General features: G+C 35.2%; 15 protein-coding genes and 2 pseudogenes. 2 read left to right on the top strand and 15 right to left on the bottom strand.

Translation table 11 applies throughout. The features are described from left to right. Positions 1-701: 701 nt before the first annotated feature. On the bottom strand, positions 702-1526 hold the full coding sequence (locus tag ABH966_RS11645) for a DNA alkylation repair protein (protein ID WP_370078526.1): 825 nt from the start codon (positions 1524-1526) through the stop codon (positions 702-704). A 239-nt stretch (positions 1527-1765) separates the two neighbouring features. On the opposite strand from ABH966_RS11645, the gene ABH966_RS11640 reads away from it, so the two are divergent. Next, positions 1766-2719 (top strand): TRM11 family SAM-dependent methyltransferase, encoded by a 954-nt coding sequence (locus ABH966_RS11640; protein ID WP_370078524.1) that lies wholly within the window; start codon positions 1766-1768, stop codon positions 2717-2719. Positions 2720-3201: 482 nt separating this feature from the next. Here ABH966_RS11640 and ABH966_RS11635 read toward each other — a convergent pair whose 3' ends face one another. Next, positions 3202-3561 carry a winged helix-turn-helix transcriptional regulator gene (locus tag ABH966_RS11635; RefSeq protein WP_370078522.1) on the bottom strand — a complete coding sequence of 120 codons (360 nt, stop codon included), beginning with the start codon at positions 3559-3561 and terminating at the stop codon, positions 3202-3204. A gap of 138 nt (positions 3562-3699) precedes the next feature. On the opposite strand from ABH966_RS11635, the pseudogene ABH966_RS11630 reads away from it, so the two are divergent. Further along, positions 3700-4568, top strand: a pseudogene (locus ABH966_RS11630) (SDR family oxidoreductase). A 423-nt stretch (positions 4569-4991) separates the two neighbouring features. Here ABH966_RS11630 and ABH966_RS11625 read toward each other — a convergent pair. The 13 genes and pseudogenes from ABH966_RS11625 to ABH966_RS11565 form a co-directional block, all read right to left on the bottom strand. Beyond that, positions 4992-5618 (bottom strand): V-type ATP synthase subunit I domain-containing protein, encoded by a 627-nt coding sequence (locus ABH966_RS11625; protein ID WP_370078520.1) that lies wholly within the window; start codon positions 5616-5618, stop codon positions 4992-4994. 505 nt (positions 5619-6123) lie between these two features. After that, positions 6124-6648 carry a GNAT family N-acetyltransferase gene (locus ABH966_RS11620; RefSeq protein WP_370078518.1) on the bottom strand — a complete coding sequence of 175 codons (525 nt, stop codon included), beginning with the start codon at positions 6646-6648 and terminating at the stop codon, positions 6124-6126. A gap of 322 nt (positions 6649-6970) precedes the next feature. Next, positions 6971-7987: an aminoglycoside phosphotransferase family protein gene (locus ABH966_RS11615; protein WP_370078516.1), complete on the bottom strand. Its 1017-nt coding sequence runs from the start codon at positions 7985-7987 to the stop codon at positions 6971-6973. Beyond that, positions 7984-9051 carry a ribosome small subunit-dependent GTPase A gene (rsgA, locus tag ABH966_RS11610; protein ID WP_370078514.1) on the bottom strand — a complete coding sequence of 356 codons (1068 nt, stop codon included), beginning with the start codon at positions 9049-9051 and terminating at the stop codon, positions 7984-7986. The genes ABH966_RS11615 and rsgA overlap by 4 nt, the downstream gene beginning before the upstream one ends. Positions 9052-9978: 927 nt before the next feature. Continuing rightward, positions 9979-10683 (bottom strand): annotated as a pseudogene (locus ABH966_RS11605) (SAM-dependent methyltransferase). A gap of 168 nt (positions 10684-10851) precedes the next feature. Then, positions 10852-11283 carry an SMI1/KNR4 family protein gene (locus ABH966_RS11600; RefSeq protein ID WP_370078512.1) on the bottom strand — a complete coding sequence of 144 codons (432 nt, stop codon included), beginning with the start codon at positions 11281-11283 and terminating at the stop codon, positions 10852-10854. 195 nt (positions 11284-11478) lie between these two features. After that, on the bottom strand, positions 11479-11916 hold the full coding sequence (locus ABH966_RS11595; protein ID WP_370078510.1) for a VOC family protein: 438 nt from the start codon (positions 11914-11916) through the stop codon (positions 11479-11481). Positions 11917-12438: 522 nt separating this feature from the next. Then, positions 12439-12612: a hypothetical protein gene (locus ABH966_RS11590; protein WP_370078508.1), complete on the bottom strand. Its 174-nt coding sequence runs from the start codon at positions 12610-12612 to the stop codon at positions 12439-12441. Between the two features lie 451 nt (positions 12613-13063). Continuing rightward, on the bottom strand, positions 13064-13720 hold the full coding sequence (locus ABH966_RS11585; protein WP_370078506.1) for a hypothetical protein: 657 nt from the start codon (positions 13718-13720) through the stop codon (positions 13064-13066). Between the two features lie 13 nt (positions 13721-13733). Beyond that, positions 13734-14198, bottom strand: coding sequence for a hypothetical protein (locus tag ABH966_RS11580; RefSeq protein ID WP_370078504.1), 465 nt, complete (start codon positions 14196-14198; stop codon positions 13734-13736). An 837-nt stretch (positions 14199-15035) separates the two neighbouring features. Further along, positions 15036-15524, bottom strand: coding sequence for a magnesium transporter (locus tag ABH966_RS11575; RefSeq protein WP_370078502.1), 489 nt, complete (start codon positions 15522-15524; stop codon positions 15036-15038). A gap of 173 nt (positions 15525-15697) precedes the next feature. Further along, positions 15698-16339 (bottom strand): DUF3885 domain-containing protein, encoded by a 642-nt coding sequence (locus ABH966_RS11570; RefSeq protein WP_370078500.1) that lies wholly within the window; start codon positions 16337-16339, stop codon positions 15698-15700. 746 nt (positions 16340-17085) lie between these two features. Next, positions 17086-17208, bottom strand: a complete 123-nt coding sequence (locus ABH966_RS11565; RefSeq protein ID WP_370078498.1) for a putative holin-like toxin — start codon at positions 17206-17208, stop codon at positions 17086-17088. Positions 17209-17433 lie beyond the last annotated feature (225 nt).

Below are 17433 nucleotides of genomic sequence, written 5' to 3'. Positions count from 1 at the left end.
TACCTCCAATCATACACAGGCGCTGTAAGCTCGTCTTCTATCAAATAACCCATACGGATTACAAACGTATCTATATAACTCAGGATATCCGCCAGCAGGATCAAACCCCAAGTACGTTCCATCATATGAATAATAGTATTTAAAACGATATTAATTCAATCCAGGCATCGTTTTCTGCGCCTGTAAATAATATGGAATAAAACCCCTTTTCGTCTTCATCTTACCATAAACATTATACTTCGCTACCCTAACTATAGTTCTATCCAAAAAGTTCTTTTGCTGAACTGAGCATTTCTATTGCTTACCTATTTCCCTGTTTCACACAGGTATTCATTCCCCTTTTTGTGGAGATTCTCTTCTTTTGCATCCATTCTTATACATAACAAAAAACTAGGCTCACATTCTGTATGAAGCCTAGCTTTTTCTCTTTTTATTAAATAGCTGTCCAACCGCCATCAATGACTAATTCTGCACCTGTCATAAAGCGTGATTCGTCTGATGCTAAAAATCACAACGCCATAGGCTACATCCTCTGGTTCACCAAAGTATGGAAGCTGCGTATACGTTTTATAGAAAGGAAGAGCTCCTCCTTCTTCCATCGTTGTTGCTGTCATTGGTGTTACGATGATACCTGGATGTACGGATTTACACGGATTTTATCTTTTCCGTATTCAATTGCGAATACATTTTTCAATAGCCAATTAACTTTTTACTATTGTTCTTTGAGCCTTTTTAATGATTCTTTCAGTTGCCTTAGTTGGAGATTCTTTTTGCCATTCATCACATAGGTTTATTACCCACTCTGATTGAGTTTTGCTAGCATCATTTAACCAGTTGCCGACAGAATCTTGAACGTACTTAGCCGGATCAGATTTAAGCAAATTTAGAATAGGAAGTGCCATTTGCGGTTCTTCCTTTAATATTTCTATATGCTTTGTCCATACTCCGCGAGGACGGATTGATTCTAAACTGAACCTACGAATGTTTTCATCTTCACTTTTCGCCCACTCCGTTAACAAATCTACACTATTCTTAATATTTGCCGAAAGGTCCTCCCTAATTGACATCCATGCAATTTCCCGAACACCAAAATGATGATCTGCTGCGAAAGGTTGAATATACAAAAGCTTTTCCTCTAAAGAATAATCATTGTTTTTATTCATAAATGCCGCCCAACATCGGACACTATCAGATACGTGATGAGCGCATATTGTAATTAGCTCCTCTTTTTTTGTTGCACGCTCATCCATTAAGACTGTATCTAACAAACTTCCAATTAAACGTATGGCCTTCATTCCCGTTTCAACTTTTTGCTTCTCTACCTCAGTCAGTATAAATTCTAACTTTTCTTCTAGCCCAATGGATGGTAGAACATTTTTTAATAAAGTAATATGGTGAACAGCTTGCCACTCCGTTAAATTAACACTCTCTATTTTCCCTTGATTCAACAACGTTAAAACGTCACCAGGGATATCGCTAGCCTTTCTAGCTCCCTTTCTATGTATAATATCTTCTTTTACTACCATTTTAACACCCTCCTATAATTGATCTGACCTGTTGAAATGAATAGATGTTTATTTTTATATTATTTCTTTTCACAGATTATTTCTACTATTCCCTCTAATCGATTGAATCTCGCCATAAATGTGTATCGAGTGGCTTGATAGAGACGCCTATGATACGATTACAAAATAAACAACCTCATTTGTTTTTTATTAACTATAGTGAAATCAAGTGAACAACAATATAAAAGGATGGTAATCAATTGAGCAACGAGCAAAATAATAATAAATTTATATACACATATGTACATCATGTTGACGAATACGATCTATGTAGAATGGAGATGCGTTCATTTTTTAGCCTTGATTCCCAATCAAACTATATCATAAGCAATAATAAAATTGATCCAAGCCGTAGCCCTTTTATACAAGAACGACTTGAAGTGCTATATGAAGATAATAGCGTAGAGAACATCAAGACATTGGTGAAGGGTATAAACATAAATGAAGCAACTTTTAAAGTGGTTTGTTTAAATAGTATGGATATAGGTGAAACGAAGAAAATTCGTCAGTCAGAGCGTCGATTGTTAGAACGTGAGATAGGGTTGTGCATTGAGGGAGAACCAGACCTAACTCATCCCGAAATTGTATTTGGTCTAATTTTAATAGATGGAATATGGTATTTTGGAAAGTATATGAAGAGTGAATCCATTTGGCTTAAACATTTACACAAACCAAACAGTTATTCAACGGCACTTAGTACAAGAGTAGCTCGTGCTGTTGCGAATATCGCAGTTCCCCAGCCTCAAAATATTCGAGCGATTGATCCTTGTTGTGGTATTGGGACAGTCGTTATTGAAGCCCTTTCCATGGGAATTAATATGGAAGGGCGAGATATATATTACAATGTTTGTAAAGGTGCCCGAGAAAACATCGCTTATTTTGGATTAACAGGCAAAATTACAGTAGGTCCAATCTCGGAAGTAACGGAACACTATGATGTCGCCATAATTGATTTACCTTATAACTTATTTACGCATTCATCACCAGAAGATCAATTTGATATTATAAAACACGCTCGCAGGATTGCCGATAAGGTTATTGTCGTTACAATTGAAACAATTGATGACATGATAAAAGATGCAGGTTTTGTGATATCAGATCGATGCGTTGCTAAAAAGCAATCGTTTTTACGTCAAATTCTATTATGTGAATAAAAACACGTATTCCCGAAACTATCATTATGTCCGATAGTTTTAGGAGTACGCAAACAGCGATTAGCTGAATAGCATTTCTAAAAAATTCAGTTACATAAAACAGAGACCTTGATAACTATCTGGGTCTCTTTCTGTTGGTTTGAATTAAAAAAGGTTTGATCATGTTTTACTTATATATTCGAAAATAGCGCCCTTTTGCTGAATAATTAAAGCGCATTTCTTGTCTACCAATTTTTAGGCAGTGATAATTTCTTTTTCAAAAAGGCTGTATTCGTATAGTTTGTTGCCGTTAATACTTAAAGACCAAGTTGATTCTACACGTTTTGTAGATTAACTTGGTCTTTATGTTTTGATTTTAGTAAATCCTTCTTTAACTAAGCCACTGTTGGTTCAATAAGAAAAGAATTCTATATGAGAGTGTTCATTTTTTAATTCGATACCTGTATTTGTAATAATTATTAATCCTTAAGTTTTTCATACATCTATATTTTTTTATTTAGTAAATCTTTACCCCAAACTTGCATTGCTTCTAATACAGGTATAAACTTTTGCCCCTGCTCTGTTAATGAATATTCTACTTTCGGTGGAACAACTTTATATACTTCTCTGTGTACTAGACCATCCTCTTCAAGCTCTCTTAATTGTCTAGTTAGAATTCCTTTCGAGATACCAGGTAGCAGCCTCAATAATTCATTAAACCTAATAATTTCATTTTTGCTTAAATGCCACAAAATTACGATTTTCCATCTGCCTGCAATTGCATTTTGAGCAACTGTTAATGGACAAATTTCTTGCAGCGTTTCTTCAGAGACCGTTTCATCTTGATAACTAAAACGTGCCAAAATAAAACCTCCTTTTCTTTAGGTACTATTTTTATGACTATGTTATTAAATTGTGCCTACTTACATAAATCTTTCTTTGGTAATAGTATATGCATTAGGAACAAAAATCAAAAATAACATTGTAGTGGAGGAGATTCTATGAAAGTCTTAATAACTGGTGCAACTGGAAATTTAGGTTATAAAATTGTTGAGTACTTACTTCCCAAATTATCAGTTGAAGAAATAATTGTTGGTGTGCGTGACGACAATTCTGAAAAAGCCCTTAGCTATAAGGAGCAGGGCCTAGAAGTTCGTGTAACAGATTTTGAAAATCCAGAAACATTACTTACAGCATTCAAAGGTGTAGATCGTTTATTCATTATGTCAACATTTGGTGACTTTGAAATAGTTATGCGTCAGCATACAAACGCAGTAGAAGCTGCCAAAGCAGCAGATGTAAAACAAATTATTTATCCAAGTGTTACGAGAGCAGAAGGAAATGACTTCTTCCTTGCTGGTCTTCATAGAGCAGGTGAAGTAGCAATTATTGAATCAGGTATTCCGTATGTGATTCTACGTAACAACTGGTATGTAGAAAATGAACTTGGCACAATTCGAGGCTGTATGACTGGTGCCCCTTGGATAACTTCTGCTGGTGAAGGAAAAATCGGTTGGGTATATCGCCCAGATTTAGCTGAGGTAGCAGCGAATGTTTTAGTAGCAGATGGTCACGAAAATAAGATTTATGAACTTTCTGGTAAAAATTTAACACAACAGCAATTTGTTGATACTTTAAATGAAGTCTTAGGCAAAGAAGTTCCTTTATTAGCAGTAGACGATGCTTCATATGAAGAAATGTTAAAAGGTGCTGGAGTACCTGAAGCCTACCTTCCAATGTTAGTAATGACTCAAAAAGGTATTCGTGAAGGAGGATTAGAATCAACACATACCGATTTAGATTACTTATTAAATCGTCAGGCTATTCACTAAAACAAGCACTAACACATTTATTTTTAAATACAAAGTAGATAAAGCAAATTTAAATATTGTATCTTACAACGTACCAGCCCACTTAAGGCTGGTACTTCGCTATTTCTTCCCAAAAACTGTTTTTACACTTCTGCAACCACCTATCACTTGATTACAAGCATCTTATTAAACTAAACTACACTGTTAGTTCAATAAGAAAAAAGTTCTGTCTAAGTAGATATTTTTGATAGCAGGGAGTTGGAGTAGAAAGAGAGATACACGGTGTACCGAAGGGCGAACCTCGGATGAGCCTTAGCATATTAAGCTAAGGCTCATTTTTTCGGCACAATTACCGTATCGAATCTTATAAATACATCCAACTCTTCACCTTCAAAAATATCAACTGTGCCCAATGGTGTCACTACATTTGAAAGAATCTTTGAGCAAACAGTCTTCAAAAAACATTAAAACCTGAAAAATACCTAAGCCTCTTTGGATCCATTCAGAGCCCTGTTTAGCAGTCTATGGCCTGTTATCCAAACTGCCACCCCGGTCCCCCACAATATCAAAGCTGAGCCAAAACCAACAGATGTCCACCATACCATAATTTGATAATTACCCCAGGTAACATTAATAAGGAAAGTAAACAGCGCGATTGCCGAAAGCAGACAAAGAAGTGAACCCGTAATATAATAGATCTTCACCTGGAAAAGGTGCGCTAGAGGAAAGAAATGAGCACCGACAATAAGAGCCATAACAGGGACAAACAAATCCAAATGATTGGTAGATCCACAAATTCCGGCAGCAATGGCTATCAATACGCCTTCTAAACCGAAAATAATACCGAACCACATATTCTTTCGTTTCCAACGCTGAGAATTCCCTTCCGCCCTCTCGTTTGATAACCTTTTTGAATTCGTTATCAATACGATTCCTCCAATAAGCAATATGACACCAATCAATAGGGAAAAGATCAACAGCCAGAGAAATCCAAAACCTTGCAGTCCTCTAATTCCAATTCCCGCCCATAGAGTACCGAAAAATGCCATGAAGATAACTCCTGAAGCTGTCCCGCGCACAGCGGCTTTAGGAATGATGTTTTGCGACATATCATGAACCCTCCTCTTTCAATTTCATTCTAAAAGGCTAAAAGATTCTGTCTCACCATTACGGATAATTTCGCCAAAGTAAAGATAATAATAATATTCATTATTTTTGGAGTTCATACATTGTACATTCCATACGGTTGTAGTTTATATGAGATACCATTATTAGAGGAAATCCAAAACCATCTGTCAGGATGGTCTTACAGTTAACATATCGCGACCCTATTAGAAATTCCTCATCAGAAAACCCCTTGGTGTTGCTTCGAAATAAAGTTTGATCAAAACACCCTCGCAAGCCAGCATTTTTGAATAAAATAAAAAGAATCCACTTTGAAAAAAGATTGATCAAAATGGATACTTCCTTAGCAAATATTTAAGTTTGATTTTTATAAAAAATGAATCGCTCAATAGATCATGAACAATCGCGCCTGTGGTATAAATATTATATTTTTGCTAAAACAGAGTTAATAAAATCGGTTTTTTCTTCGACATTGCTTCCCGAGAGATTCTATTCTACTACGGCTTCTGTTATTTTCTCATCTAGATTTTTAATCGCATGCACCGAATTATCCTGAATGATGCCTGTTTCTACAAAACCAAATGAGGCGTATAATTCTTTAGCTATGACATTACTTTTATCATAGAAGAGGTCTACATATTGTGCTTCCCCATATGGGAAATTTTCAATATCCGCCAACATTTTTTCAAAGGCAAGCTTGCCATATCCTTTCCCCTGATAACTCTTATCAATCATAAAATGCCAAATGAAATAGGCCTTCTCCCCGTAATAAACTTCATTTTGAAATGATTCATGATCCGTCGTATCATAAATATACATCAAAAATCCAATCATCGTATTATTCGCATAAATAGCTAATGGAGAAGCTGGTATACCATCTGTGTTCAACATATGAGCGTCTGCGAAGCATCTAAGGTTAGTAGTTTCTAATATAAATTCTTTCTGGTTTTCTTCAACATCAAGCGCTATTACTTCATCTATGTTATCCCCATCTATTTTTCGTAATTCAATCATCTTTTTATCTCCTCTCTAAGTCAAGCCACTTCCACACATGGCCTAAAACATTCCAAATATCATTTCCATATTTCTCAAAATAGGGTACACAAAATATTCACCAATGCTAACTCTACTAAAGGGTTTTGTAACTTTTAGTTCTAAGAAATAGATAGGAGAAATAATAAACAAAACTCAAATTATTCATTAATGGATAATTAGTTATTTTCATTTGTTTTCTCTACTTTCTTATTTTAAAATTGTTAAATTCCATATATTAAAACGATACATCAAACAGATACATTCAGTTTTTTATATATTATGACACAATAGTTATATTTATTTACACATTTCTCATCTCATGAATTTTTTGCAAGGTACTAAGGTGCAATGCTTTATCTTCGGGCGACTTAGCGAATTTATACCACTCCACGAGCCTGTATCCGAACATAGCAAGAATTAGTTCATAGATACAATGATCGGATATATGGGACACATCCGCATATTCCGAAAAACCCCTGTAATATGCAGGAATGCATTTTTGGTAGTAGTCAATCATATGACAGATGTCCGCTTCATCAGTTATTAAACTCGCGATATCCTCGCCCATGTACCCCCATCCGGCGGTATCCCAATCGATAAGTACGATTTTATTGTCCGAATAGAATATGTTTGCCACCCAAAAATCTCTGTGGCAAAGCACTATTGGTAGCTTTTCAATTCGACTGAATATTTCGTCCGCATTGCTATCTAAGTCTATGAGCATTTTACACAGGTGCTTCGGGATTTCACAGTCATCGGACCGTATATAATCATACAAAACATCCCATGACCGATAACGCAGATAGTAGTTTTTCATAAACTCCACCTTGCTTAAATTGGGTAAATTCTGCAATATGTTTGGTCGTTCAGTGTACAACTTGCCTTGAAATCGCCCCAATTCCTGGGCTATACGTTCATACATTTCCGAGGTTAGATTTAAGCCTGACACACCATCAATATATTCCATCCACAGTTGAATCTCATCGCCATTTATTTCGGCGTGATAACACTCCGGCCAACGGAACGAGTCGGAGAAAACCTTTTTGAAATCCGATACAAAGAAGTCGTATTCCCTACGCCATGAATCTGGATCACCATAACGCTCAAATTTTTTCTGTGTTTTCCAAACTATCTTATACGGCAGATTTTCACCATCAGAAGTTTCAACCATGCCTGTTACAAGCCGAACAATTCCTATTGTCCCGCCTTGCAACTCTTTAAGTTGATAATTTGCGCGGATTATCGTCTTGTCGAGCATTTTACTCAAAACAAGCGTCAGTATTTCGGGCTTTACAAACTTTTCATTCTGGTTGTTCATCTCTTGTTTCCTCCCTTTTTACCCTTATGTCGCATGGCAATCGACTTTTGCCACGCCCGTTTATCTATGAGATACCCCGATTTATCATCCACAAATTTGTTTTCCCGCTTCTGTACAAGGTAACGCTCCCAATGCTCTTGTGCCAATGAACCATCGGCAAGGGCGGCAAGAACTGCGCAGCCCGGCTCCGTCTGATGGCGGCAGTCATTGAAGCGACACTGTGTGAATAATTCCTCCACATCGTTAAATCCCGCGCTGATCCCGTCGTCCGCACCGAACAGCCCAAGTTCACGCATACCAGGCGTATCAATAACCATCGCACCGGAAGGGAGCATGAAAAGCTGGCGATGCGTTGTTGTGTGCCGGCCCCGGCTGTCGGCCTCGCGGATAGCCTTGACAGTCATCACTTCCTGATTCATCAAAGCGTTTAGCAGCGAAGATTTTCCCACACCAGACATACCGAGTAATACTACGGTTTTTCCTGGTTGGAGATATTCGCTCAACCCGTCTAAACCATTCCCGGTGTGGCTGGAAACTGCATGTACTGGCACATCAGGAGCGGCTTTCTGAACTTCAGCTATCGGTGTGTTGAAATCCGTAGCCAAGTCAGCTTTTGTTAAGATTACGACAGGCTGGCTGTTGCTCTGCCGTGCCTGTGTCAGGTAGCGCATGATGCGGCTGATCTTGAAATCCCAGTTTAAGGATGACACGATAAATACGTAATCAAAATTCGTTGCTACGACTTGCTCCAGTATAGTTTTGACATAGCCTACTGCGTGTCCCGAATAGTCCGCGCGGGAAAATTTCGAGCGGCGAGGCAGCAATTTGGCAATGAGCGAAGCACCGTTTTCGTTGTATTGTAAAAATACAAAATCGCCAACGCACGGAAAATCTTCCCGAGTCACCGCAGTGTGGTAGAAAGCGCCCTTCAATACAGCGGTCACTTCTCCTTGTTCGGTGATGACGGTATATTGCTCTCGCTGTAGTTCCGTAACCCTTCCAGGTATTAAACCTTTCGGCAGCGTTTCGGCTTCGATATAGCCGTATTGTTTCAAATCAATCATTGAACAGATCCTCTCCTAAAAGTTGTTTTTGGGCATAAAAATACCGCGAACAAGCAGCCTCCTAAGAAGCTGCTGTTTCGCGGAGAAAAGTCAAAACTCGACTATAATCAAAAAGGAATACGACTTTCATCGTATCCCGCTAACAGCAGTATTCACGAAAGGTTACTGTTTACGGCATAGCAAAAAACACGGGTGATATTCCCGGTTGCTCTCATTCCAAGCTATAATCAAAAATTGGAATTTACTATGCCCGATATTCGGTTAAGTTAAAACCACCAATACCATATAAGTTGTCATTAAAAAACATCTCCTTTCGCAGAAAAAAAGTTGGAATATAATTCCACTACTATAGTGTGACATAACCCTTCGTGAAAAATCAACAGAAAATTTGTATAATTCGAATTTTATCGGTCAGCTACCTCTCCAACTCCATCCCCCAACTATCGCAAATAACATGAGAAAAGCCACCTTCATTCTCGATTTGAAGGTGGCCTCTCATGTCGCTTTGCTGCCTTTACATTTTTTGTGTAAAAGTAAACGACAATGCAATTACAGAAACAATAAGCGATAAAAAGCTTATTGCAAACACTTTATCAAGACATTTTTTAAATGGGACTATTATTGCTTTTTAACTTCACGAAATAATAAAACAGGTAGTAAATCACCATCGATTTACTCCCTTTTAGATTCTCAAAAGCGATGGTTATTGCAATGTAAGATTGATTAAAAATTACCTTCAACCTTTATTTATCAGCAAATGCAAAAACTCCATTTTGAAAAAAGTTTGATCAAAATGGAGCTAATCTTTCTAACTAAGTATGAGAATTTTATAAAAAAGTTTGATCAATTAAATGAGCCTTCTTCAACTAAAGCTCTGTTAGTTCAATAAAAATTATTTCAAAAAGATAACCGCCCAACGTTGTTCTTCTAACCTTTTTTTATTTTCAACATCGAATTAGCATTTTCTTGAAATTCATATGGAACTTTTACTTCTTCAACAGTACAGTTATTGTCAGCAAGATATCTTATTAGTTTGTCTAAATGCTTATATCTTTTTCCCTCTAAATCAACTAAAGGAAAAATACGAACTTCCTCTTTTGTAACCCTCAACAGCTCGTTTAGCGTTTCTAAGTGAAATTGATAATCTAACCTATCTGCATACATAAATAAAAAATGTGCTGAGAGAAGAATCTCAAATTCATCATTCTTAAATGGCAAAGAAGGCATTTTAACAGGTATTTATCTTTCACTCGATTTCTTCATATCATTATCAAAATCTTGTAAAGCCGTTAAACGAAATTTTCTAAGACCTTCTACATCCTTAAAATAGTCCCATTTATAGTTGTTTTTAGCTTCTTCCATATGCTTCATTGCGTGTTCAATATCTTGAAGACCTTTATTTTTTAGACCTTCACCAGAATGATAATAGGCAATGTCACAAGCGGTTACATCGAAACCTGATTTGTTGCCAATGGCTGTAAATGAACAAGCTCCTGCTGGACAATCAAGTATTTTCTTTCCTCGTAGTTCTTCTTCTGAAAGTAAGAACATATCCAAATACTCTTCAAAAGTTCTCCCAATGAAAACTATTCTCTCTAAATCTAACTTTGTACTCTGCTTCATTTTACTCAACTGAACTCGCCCCACCCTTCTAAAAGTACATTCATAATACCACAGAAATGGTAAATTCAACCTTTTTTATTGAGATAGCTTGCTCCAATAGTTAAGTAGAAAAAGGCTTTACTCCTTATTGAAGTAAAGCTCCGTTAGTTGAACAAGCGTTTATCTTATTATTGGACATTATTCATCTTCATCGAACTCACCGTTTTCAGAATCCAATTTAATAAAATCCTTTAAATTTGAGGTATATTCCTCTATTTCTGCGGTCTCGTGGTTCCAAATATAAATTTCATCATTCATTTTCCCGTTTATAACTTGAAGACATAATTTATCCCCTGTACCATCATCACCAATAGCTATTAGATCACTAGACATTTCTTCATCTTTTGCATCCTGGTTTTGCCTTACGACATCATCCCAAGTTTTTTTAGGATTCTTTTGGTCTTTGATCGGAAAAAGAGTCCATTCGCCGATTTCGGCATTATTAACTAATCGAAAAAGTTCCTTGTATTGTTCAGGAAAAACTGCACCTAATTTTTCTTCAGCTGATTTTATATCAAAATCTGTAACGCCAGCTTTTCTTGTTGAAATCAAGTCTCTTAATTCTTTCACTTAAAACTTACCGCCTTTTCTTGTGTCATCCTATGTAACAATCCTGTATTGTTAGTTCTAGAAATACTTAAAAGAGCTACGTATGTAACTCAATGATTTTTAATCAACGCACCCGTTAATTTAAGTACATTTCTTCACAAACTAAAAAAATAAGAAAGTAACGCAGAGTCGTACTTTCATTTTAATTAACATAACTTATTTGATTTCCTCAGCCAACTCCAAAATAATTCCTTCTGGACCGCGAACGTAGCATAATTTATAACTTTCTTCATATTGCTGTATCTCACTAAAGATTTTCGTACCCTTCTTTTTCAATTTGGCAACAACAGCTTCAATATCTTCAACAGTAAATGCAATATGTCGGATACCCAGTGTATTTGCAAAGGGTTGCTGAAAATCTTTTTCATCTGACGGTGAATAAAATTTGATTAGCTCTATCCATGTCTGACCGTCTGTCGTTCCCAATCCTACACACGCTACTTTAACGTCATTAAGCCCAACTGCATATCCCATTAAGTCTCCTTCCATTTCCCATTCACCTTTTACCTCAAGTCCAAAATCGAGAAAAAACTCTTTAGCGGCAGGGAGATCATTTACGATTACACCCACATGATCTATTCTTCGGATCTTCAAATTTCATACCTCCATTGTTTCTGTTATTTTGCAATATCCTGTATTCAAATTCTAATATTAATAAAGGGAAAAAAGATACCAGCATCGCAGCTTACAAAGCCAATTAGATGATGCACATCGCAAGAAGGATATTACCAGCAATCCAAACTATGTGCCATTTTATAAATGGCTTGATGAACATGAATGAATAACTAAAAAAGGTGGATTTACAACGCTAAGAAATATACATGATTTTATGCACACTAAACAGTAAGCCATAATCGTGTAAATATTGATGTTTCAAGTGTTTGTGCTGCTTGCATAAAAAGCTGTATAAATAATGTGCATACAAAAAGCCACGAAACTGTTGATTTCACAACATTCGTTGCCTTTAAGTCTGTTTCCAAACTTACATTTGGGAACGTTTATTATGATTGTTTTGTATAGCTTATAAGTCCTTGTTGCACTAAAGCGCCCGATTGCTTAGGAGAATATTGGTACAAATAGAACGTCAAGAAAAATGTCTGCCGATATTAATGTGTATTAATGACCCATATTATCGTTATTACCACTAAGTGGTTCTACTACTTCTCCATCTTTATCTATTACAATACTGTCGGTTTCCTTATTAGCCTCGGTCAAAGACCCATAATAAATAAAAACACCAAAAGTAATGATAGCTATCGTTGTTAATACTATAGAAATTCTCTTTTTCATAAAGTAGTCATCTCCCTACATATAAATTTATTTTGTTCGAATTTTAACATACACTTTTTTCAATATAATCCAATTATAGCACAGCGCTTATTCAACAACTGCACCCGTTAGTTAAAGTATAACCTTCCCAAAGCGTCCTTTGGTAACTTTTCATTGAGATTCTATTTATATGTTACCGCCATTCAGAACAAGTGGATCGAACAACCCTTATTGCACTGAAGCCCCCGTAATATAATATCAGGTGCTGTACAGGAAAATGATATGGTAAATATGGTGAATCCAGATTTATATATGGATGTTGTTTATGTAAATAATAAGAAACAGAATTTTGGATTGTGGATAGTGAAAAAGTGCATTAATGAAAACAGATGATACTCATACTATTTATACGATTTCCAAAGAGATGACAGATAAATTAATTGATTTAATTGAATAGCAGTATTATTTTTTTTTAATTTTGTGGATCTATACCGATTTCTTCCATTTCGTTTGCAAATCTTTTCACTACATCAGATTTCATTTCTTCGTGTTTCTCTTTGTCAATTTCATGTCCATGTTCAGAGATACTTTGAATCTTATCATTACTTTCTAAATTAAATCTACCGTTATTCATATTGATAATGCTATATTCACCAAAAGTATTTTTCTTTAAATATAGAATGTACATTTCCCCATCAGTTAATTCAGCATAATTTTCAATTGATAATTTCTTTTGTTCATCGTAACTAATTGGCTCTATAATTGTTAGATTATCATTTTCAGTTATTGAAGAAGATTCATCTTGCTTCAATACCTTAGAAATTGTGATTGGTGTTTTCGTATAGAAATCTTCAATTACTGGAGGTAAACCAGCGTCAGATTCATTGTTTGATGAAATGTACTTTACGACATGTTCTCTATCTTCGAATTTTTTGTCAGTTTTCGCCATTACAACAAGTTCAGCATCATTAAATAATTGGCTTTCAGCATCATACGCAATATAGCTTCCATGAGTTACTACGGTTTCTATTTCTTCGTTTTTCTTAGGTTTTTCAGCTACCTGATCATTACCACATGCACATAACAACAAAGAAAATGAAGTTATAGTTAAAAATTGTGACTTTTTCATAGAAATCCTCCTATTACCATTTTTTATTAATTTCACCTGAATCATAACTTGTTAAACCAGAAGGGATTTCCCACCAACCTTGAACCATTACTGAATCGTGAGGTATACCTACATGTGCCATTTTAATAGTATGACCTACTTCGTGAGCAGCATTAAAATTTATACGAGATGCTGTATAATTTGACTGTGCTCTCATCTGATTATCATAAATAATTGATGTAGCGTAATCCCAGTTACTATCTAATGATACTGCACTCCCTGAACTATTATATCCACCTGCTTGTCCTAAAAGTCCACTTACAGAAGTAGTTCCGACAGAATAAATATCAGGACGACCTGCAGATGAAGTAGTTTTAGTAATATTAACTTTACTGCTACCATTCCAATAACTTCTTGCTTTATCATAATTAGCTGCATATCCATAAGCAGCTACAGATGAATGATAAAAAGCATTTGGCATAGCGTTATTTTTTTCCACCAGAGAACATATACACCAATCAGTGTAAATTTATATTGGAATATTGTCTATTTTCTGAATTTCATAAGGGGTTTTAACTTATTATAAGAAACTGCCTAAATAAATGTGGCAACAAAGGACTAACTGTATATTAAAATAGCTGAAATCTATATTACTTAGCTTTCTATGCATAACATCCTACCTAACTTTTAATTATTAACCTGCTACATTAGCTAAAGAAAAGGTTGTTATTCAATAATATGGCCCGATTGTTGAACAACAAGTTAAACAACACTCTTCAACTAAACTGCCACGTTAGCATAAGAAGCGACTGTGTTTATGATACAATCGCTATAGAAAAATTTTTACTTTTCAATTCTTTGGAAAAATACCTGATGTAACTCTATTTAATATTTTTCTAAATGGCCATTGGCATAAAGATATTGTGATGACTATTATCAAAATGAAAACAACTAATTGCAGAAAACGATTTGAAAATTGTCCAGCAATCCAATTACCTCCATAATAAATACAAATAACCCCCAATAGCACCGTGGAAAGATAGGAAAAAGAAGCGAGAATTAATTGTTTAGCCGTTAATTGTCTTATTGATTCTCTATTTTTGTGTATAAGATTGATTACCACAAATATACAGTAAGCTATAATAATAAATGAAAACACACAAATACACCTTCCATTATCAAATCTACTTTTCAACCATATCCATATTATAACATTTATTCTTTAACCAATCCGCCCCATTAGCCATCCATGTAGCGCAAAAACCAGCGCTACACCACAGAAAATGAAAGATGATTAAGTTCTTTCATGGGAGTTCAATAAGGATTATTTATATTTTTATCTTTCTAATACTATACAATATTGTTCTTTATATTTTTCATGGTTCCAATTGTACATTTGTACTAAATGATTTAGAGATAATTCTTCATAATAACATCTAATATACGGTATATTTATTTCATTATCGTCATGACCAATCCACACTCTCCATAGTTCTAATATCTGTCCTTCTCTAATATTTTCTTTTAGGTACTCCAGTAATTGCCTTGCCCTCAATTCCGAATAGATAAAATTCACTTCATAAATGAATGGATAACTTGTATATCCACTTACATCATAGTAAGCGTCCTTTTTAATGTCCAATTCATTTAAGTCATCTTCATTTTCAACAAATAATATTTGGGCATTAGGGTCCATCTTCTCCCAAGGTACCAACTCATGTGGTTTTATTTCTAATTCAATAGCTTCCTTAACAGTAATATACTTCGCTTTTGTTTCTACTTCTGGCATTTCATAATTTGTTGCTATAAATGAACAGAAACTCATTTATCAACCTCCTAAATTTAATCCTTATTAAATTATCCTGCTTACGTTAGTCATATGGCTCTACCCCTTATTGAAGTAAAACACCCGTTAGCCATCCATGTAGCGCAAAAACCAGCGCTACACCACAGAAAATGAAAGATGATTAAGTTCTTTCATGGAAGTACAATAAGGATTTATTTAAACACTTTATCTATTTCGTCCTTATCGTAATCTAATATCCAATCATTGTATGTATTATAAATGTCTCGTATAGATTCAGGTGAGGTAGCAAGCAAATCACATCCTCTATCATCATAAACGTGAAAAATGGTTTTCCTTTTGATATTTAAAAAATATATCCTATGAAAAATACTTGGTTGAATCCCTAAATCCTGGTTGCATACTGCTTTTAACAATGGAATGTACTTCATATCAGATACTTTACATTCAAGGGTAAACCTATGTGTTTTATATTTTCCGTCCTCATCATCTTCAGGAAAAATATAAGGCATTTCTGTATGCTTCAATTTATATAAGACTGATTTATCATAGACATATGGAGAAAAAATCCTCGCTTTGTGCTTATAGGTTTTTCCATCTCCAAAATCATTCACATCTACTACAATAACAATTTCCTCGTCTTGTAAATGTAGCAATTCAAACAGCGTGACAGCCCTTTTATAAACCTCCTGTACATAAGGACTATTTTCATAATCGTATTCTCTATCCCACTCTATCCCTAACTCGAACCGTATGCTGATTTCCCAGTTATAAAACAAAGGTGGTCTAAGAATTAAGTTAGGAAAATTTTCATTCATATAGTCATTTATAAGCATATTTCCACCTCAATTTGTTTCTTTAATTTTACCATTTTTCTTCAACAAAACTGCCCCGTTAGCCATCCATGTAGGGCAAAAACCAGCGATACATCACAGAGAATGAAAGATTATTTCGTTCTTTCATGGGAGTTGAATAACAAACAAGAGCTGTCAAAGCAGCTGTCATAACACATTTGATCGTACCTGAAAAATCCCTTGAACACGCATTAATACGTTGGAAATTGAAATTGTTAAATACCGCATAGGAAAGTGTAAAAAACCATCAAGTGAATTTTATACAATAATACATAAAACAGACAACTATTGTGTATTGCAAAATAAAAGGACAGAGTATTGTAACCTGATTTGGCGTTGCAACTTTACTTGGAGAGGAGGACCAGATAGCCTCGTATAGGCAAAGCCAGCCCTTAATATAGCTGGCTTCTTGGTTCATTACTCATGCCCTCAGAGGCCTCCATGTCAAGTTGCAACATTGTGTAATTGCAAAACTATGTATTTTTTCTTTGCAAAATACAACTATCTAGTTCTCTTCTTTCTCATGTTGAATTAATTATTTTCTTGTAAAGCCTATCATTCTGTATTTATTGATTTTGGGTAAATATTTGTTCTAATTGAATAAATACTTATCTCCGTGTTATAGTTCATATTGAAGATGTATATAAAATATATAAGACCATTTAGTGTTACAGCACCAAATGGTCTTCGTAACAAGGCGATTTGCAATGAGAAGAAAGTAAACCGACTCACATGCTTGGCAGGCGGAGGCGGTTTACTTTTTTTTGTGTAAAAGTAAACGACAATGCAATTACTGAAACTATAAGCGTAGAGAAACTTATAGCTACCATTATTGCTTCAAAAATAGTCATTGGTATCAACTCCTTTCTCTTCAAGGACTCGAAGAAAATAGGTGAAAATTTGATTACCAATCGCCCATATAGCCTCTATCTCGTTACTCTCTCATTATACCAAATTTTTAAGAATAACTCCTTTTTCCTGTGATGATTTGTCAAATTAAGTGCAACAATTGCTCATTAAAAGCCTCGTTTGCAGTTTTCCAACCAAGACATTTTCTTGGTCGGTTGTTGATATAG

This window comes from Lysinibacillus sp. RC46, from assembly GCF_041262385.1.
Classification (GTDB): domain Bacteria; phylum Bacillota; class Bacilli; order Bacillales_A; family Planococcaceae; genus Lysinibacillus.
The sequence above is the reverse complement of the archived record's forward strand: the minus strand, read 5'-3'. Positions and strand labels throughout refer to the sequence as shown.

Coding starts and splice junctions, on each gene's coding strand:
- ABH966_RS11615 (WP_370078516.1), bottom strand. CDS start 7,987: ATGAACAACCAGAATGAAAAGTTTGTAAAGCCCGAAATACTGACGCTT.
- ABH966_RS11565 (WP_370078498.1), bottom strand. CDS start 17,208: ATGACTATTTTTGAAGCAATAATGGTAGCTATAAGTTTCTCTACGCTT.
- rsgA (WP_370078514.1), bottom strand. CDS start 9,051: ATGATTGATTTGAAACAATACGGCTATATCGAAGCCGAAACGCTGCCG.
- ABH966_RS11585 (WP_370078506.1), bottom strand. CDS start 13,720: ATGAAAAAGTCACAATTTTTAACTATAACTTCATTTTCTTTGTTGTTA.
- ABH966_RS11645 (WP_370078526.1), bottom strand. CDS start 1,526: ATGGTAGTAAAAGAAGATATTATACATAGAAAGGGAGCTAGAAAGGCT.
- ABH966_RS11620 (WP_370078518.1), bottom strand. CDS start 6,648: ATGATTGAATTACGAAAAATAGATGGGGATAACATAGATGAAGTAATA.
- ABH966_RS11570 (WP_370078500.1), bottom strand. CDS start 16,339: ATGCTTATAAATGACTATATGAATGAAAATTTTCCTAACTTAATTCTT.
- ABH966_RS11575 (WP_370078502.1), bottom strand. CDS start 15,524: ATGAGTTTCTGTTCATTTATAGCAACAAATTATGAAATGCCAGAAGTA.
- ABH966_RS11590 (WP_370078508.1), bottom strand. CDS start 12,612: ATGAAAAAGAGAATTTCTATAGTATTAACAACGATAGCTATCATTACT.
- ABH966_RS11625 (WP_370078520.1), bottom strand. CDS start 5,618: ATGTCGCAAAACATCATTCCTAAAGCCGCTGTGCGCGGGACAGCTTCA.